The sequence below is a fragment of the Dyella sp. genome, assembly GCF_036568765.1.
In the GTDB taxonomy this organism is placed as follows: Bacteria; Pseudomonadota; Gammaproteobacteria; order Xanthomonadales; family Rhodanobacteraceae; genus GSA-30.
The window spans coordinates 1-12,061 of sequence record NZ_DATCRY010000281.1 but is presented as its reverse complement, the minus strand read 5'-3'; the positions used below and the strand labels follow the sequence as shown (position 1 = coordinate 12,061).

Sequence of the window (12,061 nt, the reverse complement as noted above, 5' to 3'; positions counted from 1 at the left end):
CGCGGTGGCGAGCAGCGCGCCAAGGAAGTGCAGGACGACCTGTTCGGCATCGACAACACGCTGAAGGTGTTCAACGGCTGGCTGCAGACGCTGGGCGACGAAAGCTTCGTCACCAAGAAGCAGGCCGAGGATGCCGCCCTGCGCCAGTGGATCGCGGCCGATCCGGCACGCGCCTCCAAGTACGGCGATCCTTGGCAATCACTGGCCAAGGCACAGGAAGAAGGAGCCACGCTGCTACCGCGCTACACCATGATCGAACGCGGCCTTGGTTTCCAATCCCAGCTGTTCAGCTATGCGCGAAATTTGGTACGCGCAGCCACTGAGCGAGCCAAGCCCAATGCCGAGCGTTTGCCTTCCTATCGTGACGCCAACCTGCCCGCGCTGGAACAGGAAATCGTTTCGACGGCACCGACCTATAAGGACTATGAGCGCACGCATCTGTCCTGGTCGCTGGAAAAACTGCGCCAACGCCTGGGTGCCGACGATGCCTTCGTGCATCAGGTACTCGGAACCCAGTCGCCCGATCAACTTGCCGCCAAGTTGGTCGACGGCAGCAAGCTCGACGACCCGAAATTGCGCGAGGCGTTGTGGAAAGGTGGACAAAAAGCGATCGACGCCTCGAACGATCCGATGATCGTGTTCGCACGGCTGATCGATCCGGCCGCACGTGCCGTGCGCAAGCAATACGAAGACAACGTAGAAGCACCGACACGCAAGGCGGACGAGGGTATCGCTCAGGCTCGCTTTGCGCGTGACGGCGAGAACCATTACCCCGATGCCACGTTCACGCCACGCTTGAGCTACGGCAAAGTGGTCGGCTGGAACGAAGCGGGCAAGCCGGTGCCTCCCTTCACCACCGTTGCCGGTTTGTATCAGCGCGCCACCGGTGCCGATCCGTTCAAGCTGCCCGATAGCTGGATCAAGGCCAAATCTCGACTCGATCTGAAAACCCCGATGAATTTCGTCACCGACAACGACATTATCGGCGGTAACTCCGGCAGCCCGGTGATCAACCGCGAAGGCCAGGCGGTCGGCCTGATCTTCGATGGCAATATTCATTCGCTAGGCGGCAACTTTGTTTTCGATGGCAGCAACAACCGTGCTGTCGCGGTGGATACGGCCGCGTTGGTCGAGGCGGTACGCAAGGTTTACGGCTTGCCGGCGCTAGCCGACGAACTGATCGGCTCCAAGCACTGATCTCCGTGCGGACCGCGACCGAGTCGCGGTCCGCACGCATCGTAGTTTCACAAGCTCATTTGCACGAGCACGTGACGCAACGCGGCTCACAGCGCCAGCAGGCACTGGCTTCCATACGAATATCTCGATATGGCACTATCGCCCGGGGAGTAACAGGAGGCCATATCGGACACGGAGGCGCCCTATGAGCCAATTCGATCCATCGCGTCGTCGTGCGTTCAAAGCGCTCGGTTACGCGGGTGCGGGCTTACTAAGCGCCCCACTTTTCGCTGACACACGCATCCGTCTCCCCTTCGAGAATGGCGAGCGAGAACTCGCAGCCTTTCCCGGCAAGCGACCGATGATCGTGCTCACCCAACGCCCTCCGCAGCTTGAAACGCCTTTCTCGGTTTTCAACGATGGGCTGATTACGCCGAACGATGCCTTTTTCGTGCGTTACCATTGGTCGGGCCTGCCACTGTCCGTCGACCCGACGGCATTCCGGTTGCAAATTCACGGCCAGGTCGAGCGTCCGTTGCAACTGACACTGAGTGAACTGAAGTCGCTAGGCAATCCCGTCGAACTGATCGCGATCAATCAATGCTCGGGCAACAGCCGTGGACATTTTTCGCCGCGCGTCAACGGCGGCCAACTCCATCATGGCGCCATGGGCAACGCGCGCTGGACCGGCGTTCCGCTCAAGCGCGTACTCGACGCTGCCGGCGTACGCGCCGGCGCAAAGCAGGTCGTATTCGACGGCCTTGACCGTCCGCCCCTGCCGAACGGCCCCGATTTCATCAAGGCACTCGATGTCGATCATGCACGCGACGGCGAAGTCATGATCGCGTGGAGCATGAACGGCGAGGATCTGCCACTGCTCAACGGCTACCCTTTACGCCTGATCGTGCCGGGTTACTACGGCACGTATTGGGTCAAGCATCTGAACGATATCGAGGTGATTGACAAGGAGTTCGACGGCTTCTGGATGAGCAAGGCCTACCGGATCGCCGCTCCCAAAGGCGCGCCTGACGCAACCGTCCCCATCAATCGAATGAACGTTCGCTCGTTCCTCACCAGCCTTATCGATGGCGCGCGCATTCCGATGCAACAGGCCGTCGTGTTGCGCGGCATCGCCTTCGACGGCGGCTCGGGTATCGCCGCCGTGGATGTGTCTACGGATGGTGGCCAGTCATGGCAGGCTGCAGAACTGGGACGCGACACCGGCCGCTACGGCTTCCAGGAATGGACGTTCCACTTTGTTCCGGCAGAACGCGGCACTTATCGTATTCAGACGCGCGCGCGCAATCGGCGCGGCGATGTGCAACCGCGACAGCAAAACTGGAACGCCGCCGGTTACATGCGCAACATGATTGAAACGACGACGGTACTTGCTACATGAAAACGACCGTGCTGATCTTCGCCCTGCTTTCGTCGCTTTCTATGACGGTGTCGGCTTCGACTGACTGGCCACCGGAGACCTTGACCTATCGTCCAAGCGAATTACCCGGCTATGCATTGGTGCGGCAACATTGCCTTACTTGCCATTCCGCGCACTACGTAACGTATCAGCCGCGCTCGCCGCGAACCTACTGGGACGCGACGGTGAAAAAGATGAAATACACCTTCGGTGCACCGCTGGACGACAAGGACATACCCGCCATGGTCGACTATCTGACCCAGACGTATGGGTCGCCTTCGCGGTAATCGGCCTCGACCGATCATGATCGATACAAGGCGGTCATGCATCCAGTGCGAGCATGGTCAGGCGATCCAACTCCTCCTCGTCGAATCCTGCTTGTAGCCGCGCTTCGCGATTGAAGGGGCCGCGCAAATTGCGCCCCATATAGTCGCGCAGCAGATCGAGAAAGGTTTCGCGCGGATCGAGTCCGTCGCGCTCGCAACAATAACGAAACCAACGCGTCCCCGCGGCGACGTGCGCAACTTCCTCATGCAATATCACTTCGAGAATAGCGATGGTGCGTTCATCGCCGACGCCACGCAGACGCTCGATCATGCCAGGCGTGACATCCAGCCCGCGGGCTTCGAGCACGCGCGGCACCAAAGCCATGCGTGCGGTGTCGTAATGCGCCGTCCTTTCAGCCATTTCCCACAGACCGTTGTGCGCATCGAAATCGCCGTAGGTGTGACCCATTTCCGCCAGGCGTCGATTGAGCATGGCGAAATGGCGGGCTTCGTCGTTGGCGCAACTGACCCAATCGATGTAATAGGCGTCCGGCTTGTTGCGGAAACGGTAAACCGCGTCCCAGGCCAGATTGATCGCATTGAATTCGATATGCGCGACGGCGTGCACCAGGGCGGCACGTCCTTCCTCGGTCCCGAGACCGCGATGAGGTACCTGGCGCTGCGGAAGAAGCAACGGACGCGCGGGACGGCCGGGTGCGCCAATGGGCTCAGGCGGTGGGACGTCGGGCCCGGCACGCAGTTGGCCGGCCTGTAATGCGGCCCAGGTCGCGTGTGTGAGGTTTAGTTTTTCGGTCGGATCGGTGGCACACAAACACTGCCATGCGGCCGTGTGGAGGTTGGTTGTGGTTAAGAGCAAGAGACCGACCCAGACTCAAGCGCTACGGCGCGCAGCCTTGGCGTCGTCCGAACGCAGCATCTCGATCTGCTCCAGATAGGTGCTATCGAGACCGGTGACATATTCGCCACTGAAGCAAGACGTATCGAAATGCTTGAGCGCTTCGTTGCCATCCTGCACTGCCCAGACCAGGTCATCCAGATCCTGGTAGATCAGCCAGTCGGCACCGAGCATCTTTTCGACTTCTTTCTCGGTATGACCCGCGGCGACCAGTTCGGCCGTAGCGGGCATGTCGATACCATAGACATTCGGATAACGCACCGGCGGCGCGGCGGAAGCGAAGAACACGTTCTTTGCACCGGCGTCGCGTGCCATCTGGATGATCTGCCGTGAGGTGGTGCCGCGCACGATCGAATCGTCCACCAGCAGCACGTTCTTCTTGCGAAACTCCAGCTCTACCGGGTTGAGCTTGCGGCGGACGGATTTCACCCGCTCCCCCTGCCCCGGCATGATAAACGTACGCCCGACATAGCGGTTCTTGACGAAACCTTCGCGGAACGGCACACCAAGCGCCTCGGCCAGTGCGCTCGCAGCGGTACGCGCGGTATCGGGAATCGGAATGACCGCGTCGATACCGTGATCCGGCCGCTCGCGCAAGATTTTCTCGGCCAGCTTCTGACCCATGCGCAGGCGCGCCTTGTACACCGACACGTTCTCGATCATCGAATCGGGACGCGCAAGGTAGACATATTCGAAGATGCACGGCGCATGCATGCCGCCATCGGCGCACATGCGTGTATGCAGCTGGCCGTCCTCGGTAATCAGGACCGCCTCGCCCGGCGCTACGTCACGGAGACGTTTGAAGCCGAGGATATCCAGCGCTACCGATTCGGAGGTTACCGCGTATTCGCGTCCTTCGGCCGTAATGCGCTCGCCCAATACCAGCGGGCGAATACCGTTCGGGTCGCGAAAGGCCAGCAGGCCGTAGCCCAGCACCAGTGCCAGACAGGCGTAACCGCCACGCGCACGCGCATGCACACCGGCCACTGCCTTGAAGATATGGTCGGGCGTCAACGCCATGCGGCCCTGGATCTGCAGCTCGTGCGCCAGCACGTTGAGCAGCACCTCGGAATCCGAATCGGTATTGATATGGCGACGGTCGTCCTCGTACATCTCGCGCCGCAACGCCTCGGTGTTGACCAGGTTGCCGTTGTGCGCGAAAGCGATGCCGTAGGGCGAATTGACGTAGAAGGGCTGCGCCTCGGACGCGCCTTCGGAACCTGCCGTCGGGTAACGGCAATGCCCGATGCCGATGCGGCCGCGCAGCGGATTCATATTGACCTGACTGAATACGTCGCGCACCAGACCGTTGCCCTTATGCAGGCGCAAACGCGCGCCGTCGACGGTGGCGATACCGGCGGCGTCCTGGCCGCGGTGCTGCAGCACCGTCAATCCGTCATAGAGCGCCGATGCCACCTCGGTGGTACCGACGATGCCGATGATTCCGCACATGGTTGTTGCCTATCAGTGAACTCGAAGAGGGTCGTTATTCGCGCCAGCCGTACTTGGCGTCGCGGGAGCGGCTTGCGCCGGATAGGGGTTGAGCCGAGCCGGATCCGATGACGCCGCAGGCGGCGCACTCGAGGGCGAGCCTTGCTTTAGCTTGTCCATCCAGTCGTTCGGCAGTGACTTGGGTAGCTGGAAGTCCTTGGGAAGTTCGACCTGCGGCACCTGTACCTGGTCCAGCAGTTGGCCCGACTGGGCCACGTAGTGGTTTACACCGGCCGGCACCCTGGCACCGAGCCAGGCAGCCAGCCCCTGGAATTGCGGCACCAGATTCGATTGCCGCCACCAGTCTTCACGCACCAGCGCCGTCAGGCTCACCATGAACACCATGAAAGCCACGATCAACGCACCGCGAGCGAAGCCGAACACCATGCCGAGCATACGATCCGTACCCGAAAGCCCGGTACGCCACAGAATCCGGCCGATGATGGCGCGAATGATAGCGCCAATAATCAGCACACCCAGCAAAACCGCACCGTAACCGATCACCAGTCGAGCTGTCGGCATGGACAGGTGACGGGCAAGCGAATCGGCCACCATCGGACCGAACATCCATGAGGCCCAGAACGCGGTCGCCCAGATGATCAGCCCCAACAGCTCGGAAATGAGGCCTCGGAACAGGCCTATCAAGACCGAAAGGCCCAGGATGCCCAGGATGATGTAGTCGATCCAGTTCATCCGCGTTTGTCCCCTTGGCCTTTGGCGATCCGGGCCTTACGGCGCCGAGACAACGTTACCGGCGAGACCGAGCTTGGCTTTGATCTGGTCGCGGATGCGCACGGCATCGTCGCGCTGGGTCTGCGGCCCGGCACGCACGCGCCACAGCTGCTTGCCGCCGGAACTGACCGTATCCACATAGCCATCGAACCCGTTGGCACGAAGCTTGTCGCGCAGCGCGGTAGCATCGGCCTGACTGCCCATGGCCGCGACCTGCACGGCCCAGCCGCCCGCGCGCGACGCAGCGGCGGTACGCGGAGCGTTGGCTGCTGGAGCGGCCTCATCCTGCGATGGCGTGCTGGCACCCGCCTCCAGGCGCGCCGGCGCGCCCGGTATGGACTGGGTGATCTTCAGGCGGGCCGCCTCGGCCGCGGCGCGCGACTCGAACGGGCCGGCGGTGACCAGGGTCAGGGACTTGCCGGCCTGGTTGATCGGACGGCTATTGGCCGGGTAACCCAGCGCCCGCACCCGCTGCATCAGGCTCTGTGCACTGGCACTGGAACTGTAAGCGCTCAGATTGAGCACAAAATGGCCGTGCGCCCCCGTGGCCGGGGGCTGATCAGATGCCGGCTGCTGCGCGACGGGAATGACCGGTGCCTGAGCGGCAGGCTTGGCCGGGACTCCCGGCTTCTGCACTTTCGGCTGGACTTCGCCGGCCGGACGGGTCTGCACCGGAATCACCGGCTGGGACGTACCGCCGCGGGTTACCGTTGTTGGCTGGGGCTTTTGCCCGGCTTGCGAATCGGTCTCGACGTCACGCGGCCGATTGGAACCGATATTGACTGTCGCCAGTTGATCGGAGCTCACCGGTACAGCCGTGCCGGCGACTGCCGGCTTCGGCGCGGCAGCAACACTGGTGCCCGGCGCAACGCCAGGTGTCAGGCTCATGGTCTTGGTCTGCATATCGCGGTCGGGCGCGGGCGGAATGGCCAGGTCGACCGTCTTGTCGCCACCCGTCGCCGGCGGGCTGCTGGAGAAGAACATCGGTACGAAGATCACCGCCAGCGCGAACAGGACGGCGGCTCCCAACAGACGTGTTTTCAAGTCGGACTCCAAGGCAACCGGCAGACAACGGACGCGATTATAGCGGCTGCGCCCGGCCGACGCCCGTCAGCGACTCAGTTGGATTCAGCCAGCACTGCACTGGCGACAAAAAAAGAGCCGAATGCCAGGATGCATTCGCCCGGCTGCGCAGCCGCACGCGCGGCGGCAAGCGCCGAGCCGACGTCGGCATGGCGGTCCAGTTGCGCAGCGGGCAATACAGCGGTAACTTGCGCTGCCAGAACATCGGCAGGCAGGCCGCGTGGCGTATCGCGGTCCAGCCCGGCCAGATGCCAATGCGCCACGCGTGAACCCAATGCCGCTGCCACGCCGCCAGCGTCCTTGTCCGCCAGTGCGCCATAGACAGCGTGTACGCGACGCTCCGGACGACGATCCAGCCATTGCGCCAGCGCGCGCGCGGCCTGTGGATTGTGGCCGACGTCGACAATCAGCTCCGGATCGCCGCCGAGCGTCTGCAAACGCGCCGGCACGCGTACGTTACGCAAGCCCGCGACCGCCATGTCGCGCAAAGCCATGGCTTCGCCGGGCAAAGCATGCAGCGCGGCTACAGCGGCTGCGGCATTCGCATATTGAACCGGTGCAGCCAACGCCGGATCGGGCAACTCCAGTTGAGTGCCGTCGCGATGCCGCCAACGCCAGCCCTCCGCCAGACGTTCGATATGGAAATCGACGCCAGCGCGCTGTACTTGCGCACCGATTCCACCCAAGGCATCGAGCAACCCGGCCGGCGGAGCATCTTCACCGACAACTGCCGGACGGCCGGCACGAGCGATACCGGCTTTCTCGCGGCCGATACTGTCGCGGTCGCTACCGAGCCAATCCATATGATCCAGATCGACCGTGGTGATGATGGCGACATCGGCATCGACGATGTTGATCGCATCCAGGCGGCCGCCAAGCCCCACTTCCAGAACCGCCACGTCAAGCTCGGCCCGGGCAAAAATATCCAGTGCTGCGAGCGTGCCGAACTCGAAATACGTCAGCGGCAGATCGCCACGCGCCTGCTCGATGCGCTCGAAGCTGGCCACGATCGCCTCATCGCTGGCATCGCTGCCGTCGATCCGAATGCGTTCGTTGTAATGCAGCAGATGCGGCGAGGTGTAGCAGCCCACACGCAACCCCGCCGAACGCAGCATTGCCTCCAGCAAGGCTACCGTGGAGCCTTTGCCATTGGTGCCACCGACCGTGATCAGACGGCGTGCCGGCCGCGCCGCGCCCATGCGCTGCCATACCGTACCCACCCGCTCCAGGCCCAGCTCGATGCTGCGTACATTGACCTGCTCCTGGTACGCGAGCCATTCGGCGAGGGTACGCGACATGACCTTACCTCTGGTTGATATCGAAATCTTTCCGTTTGGAAGACATGCCCAATGAGGCATGTCCAGTCGCGGCTGAAGCCGCTCCCACAAAAATAGGTACCCTCCTGGTCAACGACAAGGCTTCTTACCTCTGTGGGAGCGACTTTGGTCGCGACAAGGACTTACGGTAAGGCACGATCCTCGCGACAAGCCCTTTCAAGCAACCAATGGCCGCAGCCAGAACCGCAGCCGATGCTCACTCTGCGCCGCATCGCCCCACTCGGTCCAGGCCAGCGTGCAAAACATCGATTCCTGCCGCTCATAACCACGCTTGCGCCAAAAGGCATCGTTGGGCCGGTAATCGCCAGGACAACGGGGATCGTCATCCTCGCGCTCCACCGCGCAGAACGCCGTCATGGCAAAACCGCTCAACCGTCGCGCATGTGCCTCGCGCTCGTCGAAAAAACGGTGCCCCAGCCCCCGACCGCGATAATCACGCTGCAACACCGACTCGCCGAAGTAATAAACGCTATCGAGAGCGATGCCCTTGGCAAGGAAGGGCTGGTGAAACGCCGCGCCGTCGTCGGCCAATGGAATCCCTGTCGAGGCGCCGATCACGCGCGTGCCATCGAGCGCGAGCACGAATACACTGCGCGGCGAACCGGCATAGGCCTCAAGATAGCGACGTTCATAGGTGTCGTCGCCATCGTAGAGATAGGGATAGTCGCGGAACACTTCGATGCGCAAACGCGCCAGATCGTCGACATAGGGAGCGACCGCCTCCCCCACGCAGGTGATGACACGCAGGCTCATGCCTCGACCTGGGCGATCCAGTCGTTGAGGTTGTAGTAATTGGTCACGCGAACGATACGCTCGCCGGCGATATCGAAGAAGGCACCGCCGGGCAGCACATAACGCTGGCCGCGTGCCGGGGGCAGGCCTTCGTCATCGGCCAGATACTGGCCGTGCACGACATATTCGGCCGCGGCGCGGATACCGTCGGCCGATACCATCACCACGATATCCTCCAGCCGCTCGCGATAACTGCGTTGCATCCGCTCGAGAAATCCTGCGAAGACTTCGCGGCCGATCTCGCGCCCGCCCTGGTTGATATCGTGGGCGACCTCGTCACCCAGGCAATCGAGCATGCCCTGCCAGTCTCCACGATTGAAGGCGGCGTAGTAACGCTCTATCAAAGCTTGGGTGGCGGTCATGCGCGTGTCCTGGCGGGTTTCAGGCCGCGCAGTTTACGTCATCCGGGGTATTACCAGTGGATACCCGTCGCACGCAGCGCCCAATACATGCCGAAAGCCGTCCAGAACATCTTCTTCAGTGCACGGCCGGCCAGCATGGCCGCAAGCAGGCCGAGCAGCAGCGGCAGGTATTTCTCCAGGGTCGTGCGCGATGCGTTGATGGTTTGCATGTCGATGTCTCCCCACGCCGCGATTGGCGTGGGAGCATCATGGCGATATGGCAACGCCGCGAGCAGTCCGACGCGTCAACGATCGGTGGTGACAAGCGTCATGACCTCGCCGAGGTGTCCCTTCCCGCCTGGGCAGCCTCCCAGTCCCCACTATAGGCAGGAAGAGGGCTGCACTCACTCATCCGACAGCCGCAGGGCGTTGACTACCACCGACACCGACGACAGGCTCATGGCGAGCGCGGCAATCATGGGCGAGAGCGTCACGCCCCATAGCGGATAGAGCAAGCCTGCCGCCAGCGGCACGCCTACAGCGTTATAGACAAAGGCAAAGAACAAGTTCTGCCGGATATTGCTAACGGTGGCTCGCGATATCGCCCGTGCACGGCCGATCGCGGCAAGATCGGCCTTGACCAGGGTGACCTGAGCGCTATGCATGGCGATATCCGTGCCTGTGCCCATGGCGATGCCCAGATCGGCCGAAGCCAGCGCAGGCGCGTCGTTGATGCCGTCGCCAGCCATGGCCACACGCCGGCCCGCATGGCGCAACTCTTCCACCACAGCGGCCTTACCCAGCGGCGATACCTGCGCACGCACATCGTCGATCCCAAGATCGCGCGCGACAGCTTGCGCCGTTCCTGCGTGGTCGCCACTCAGCATGATCAAATGCAGGCCATCCGCCCGCAAGACCCGCAAAGCGTCGACAGCCTGCGGGCGTATGCGATCGACGACAGGCAGCAAGGCCTGCGCTTGATCACCGACACTCAATGCCACTACGGTAGCGCCTTGCGTTCGAAGCGCGTCCGCCTTGGCTTGCAGAGGACGATCAAACGTAACGCCCTGCTCCGCCAGCCACGCAAGGCTGCCGAGCGCGACGGCGCGCCCCTCCACTTCACCTCGTACGCCGCCGCCGGCCACCGCCTGGAAGCCCTGCACCGCCGGGATATTCACACGGGCCTGCGTCGCCGCCGCAAGCACGGCCCGTGCAAGCGGATGTTCGCTCGAACGTTCCAATGCGGCTGCCAGCGCCAACGCCCGCTCGCGTGTCGTTTCTCCAAGCGCAATGACATCGCCCAGCACCGGCTTGCCTTCGGTCAACGTGCCGGTCTTGTCCAGCACCAAGGTATCGATGGCACGCAGAGCCTCGATAGCCGCGGCATCCTTGAACAACACGCCCGCACGCGCGGCACGACCGCTGGCCACCATGATCGAGATCGGCGTTGCCAGACCCAGCGCGCAAGGACAGGCGATGATCAGCACGGCAACCGCCGCCAGCATGGCGTGCACGATGCGCGGCTCCGGCCCCAGCCACCACCAGCCGGCAAAGGCCAGCACGGCAACGATCAACACGGCCGGCACGAACCATGCGGCCACGGCATCGGCCAGGCGTTGCGACGGTGCCTTGCTGCGCTGTGCCTGCGCTACTTGTGCGACGATCTGCGCCAACAAGGTTTGCGCACCGACCTTTTCCGCGCGCATGAGCAGCGCGCCATCCTGGTTGACGGTGCCACCGGACAGCGCATCGCCCACGCCTTTAGCGACTGGCAGAGGTTCGCCGGTGAGCATCGACTCGTCGACATGGCTGCTGCCTTCGAGCACCACGCCATCCACCGGTAACTTTTCACCCGGCCGCACACGCAAGCGGTCGCCTGCGCGCACATGCTCCAACGGCACATCGTGCTCGCCATCTTCGTCGACACGTCTGGCCGTCTTCGGCGTCAAACCCAGCAGGGCTTTCAGTGCATCGCCACTGCGCCGGCGCGCTCGCGCTTCGAGCAGGTCGCCCAGCGTCACCAAGGTGACAATGACGGCGGCAGATTCGAAATACACGGGCGCACGCCCGTGCGCATCCAGTGCCTGCGCAGGAAACCACCCGGCCAACAATAACGCGATGGCGCTGTACAGCCACGCCACGCCTGTGCCCAAGGCGATCAGCGTGTACATATTGGGGTGCCAGGGATGGAGCGAACGCCAACCGCGTACAAAGAAACTCGCCCCGCCCCAGAGCACCACGACGCTGGCAAGCGCGGCCTCGGACCAGCCTGCCCATGCCCCCCAAGGCTCCCGCCAATGCCAGCCGAACAGATGAGGACCCATCGAAATCGACACGACCGGTAGGGTCAGTGCGATCAGCACCCATAAGCGTCGCGCCATCGGCACAGTCTCGTCACGGTCGTCGTCCAGGACCGGCATCATCGGCTCCAGCGCCATGCCGCACTTCGGACAATGCCCCGGGCCGACCTGTTCGATCTCCGGATGCATCGGGCACGTGTAGCGCGTGCC

12 protein-coding genes are annotated in these 12,061 nt (G+C 63.0%); 3 read left to right on the top strand and 9 right to left on the bottom strand.

The genetic code is table 11. The features are described from left to right. The 3 genes from VIM98_RS17955 to VIM98_RS17945 form a co-directional block, all read left to right on the top strand. Positions 1–1,197, top strand: a 1,197-nt coding sequence (locus VIM98_RS17955) for a S46 family peptidase (RefSeq protein ID WP_331994472.1), incomplete at its 5' end; no start/stop codon positions are given. Positions 1,198–1,381: 184 nt separating this feature from the next. Further along, positions 1,382–2,575 (top strand): molybdopterin-dependent oxidoreductase, encoded by a 1,194-nt coding sequence (locus tag VIM98_RS17950; RefSeq protein WP_331994471.1) that lies wholly within the window; start codon positions 1,382–1,384, stop codon positions 2,573–2,575. Then, positions 2,572–2,880: a cytochrome c gene (locus tag VIM98_RS17945; RefSeq protein ID WP_331994470.1), complete on the top strand. Its 309-nt coding sequence runs from the start codon at positions 2,572–2,574 to the stop codon at positions 2,878–2,880. Before VIM98_RS17950 ends, VIM98_RS17945 begins: the two co-directional genes overlap by 4 nt. A gap of 34 nt (positions 2,881–2,914) precedes the next feature. Here the strand turns inward: VIM98_RS17945 and VIM98_RS17940 are convergent, their stop codons facing one another. From VIM98_RS17940 to VIM98_RS17900, 9 genes are all read right to left on the bottom strand, one after another. Further along, positions 2,915–3,736 carry a ferritin-like domain-containing protein gene (locus VIM98_RS17940; protein WP_331994469.1) on the bottom strand — a complete coding sequence of 274 codons (822 nt, stop codon included), beginning with the start codon at positions 3,734–3,736 and terminating at the stop codon, positions 2,915–2,917. 15 nt (positions 3,737–3,751) lie between these two features. Continuing rightward, complete coding sequence (purF, locus tag VIM98_RS17935) at positions 3,752–5,227, bottom strand: amidophosphoribosyltransferase (protein WP_331994468.1); 1,476 nt, start codon at positions 5,225–5,227, stop codon at positions 3,752–3,754. A gap of 12 nt (positions 5,228–5,239) precedes the next feature. Beyond that, positions 5,240–5,959, bottom strand: a complete 720-nt coding sequence (locus VIM98_RS17930) for a CvpA family protein (protein WP_331994467.1) — start codon at positions 5,957–5,959, stop codon at positions 5,240–5,242. A 36-nt stretch (positions 5,960–5,995) separates the two neighbouring features. Beyond that, positions 5,996–7,042, bottom strand: coding sequence for an SPOR domain-containing protein (locus VIM98_RS17925; RefSeq protein ID WP_331994466.1), 1,047 nt, complete (start codon positions 7,040–7,042; stop codon positions 5,996–5,998). A gap of 74 nt (positions 7,043–7,116) precedes the next feature. Beyond that, positions 7,117–8,379: a bifunctional tetrahydrofolate synthase/dihydrofolate synthase gene (gene folC, locus VIM98_RS17920; RefSeq protein ID WP_331994465.1), complete on the bottom strand. Its 1,263-nt coding sequence runs from the start codon at positions 8,377–8,379 to the stop codon at positions 7,117–7,119. Positions 8,380–8,574: 195 nt separating this feature from the next. Beyond that, positions 8,575–9,171: a GNAT family N-acetyltransferase gene (locus tag VIM98_RS17915; protein ID WP_331994464.1), complete on the bottom strand. Its 597-nt coding sequence runs from the start codon at positions 9,169–9,171 to the stop codon at positions 8,575–8,577. Continuing rightward, the gene (locus tag VIM98_RS17910) at positions 9,168–9,572 is read right to left on the bottom strand and encodes a ketosteroid isomerase-related protein (RefSeq protein WP_331994463.1); all 405 of its coding nucleotides are present in this window, start codon (positions 9,570–9,572) and stop codon (positions 9,168–9,170) included. The genes VIM98_RS17915 and VIM98_RS17910 overlap by 4 nt, the downstream gene beginning before the upstream one ends. A 50-nt stretch (positions 9,573–9,622) precedes the next feature. Then, positions 9,623–9,781, bottom strand: coding sequence for a hypothetical protein (locus tag VIM98_RS17905; protein ID WP_331994462.1), 159 nt, complete (start codon positions 9,779–9,781; stop codon positions 9,623–9,625). Between the two features lie 174 nt (positions 9,782–9,955). After that, positions 9,956–12,061, bottom strand: a 2,106-nt coding sequence (locus VIM98_RS17900) for a copper-translocating P-type ATPase (RefSeq protein ID WP_331994461.1), incomplete at its 5' end; no start/stop codon positions are given.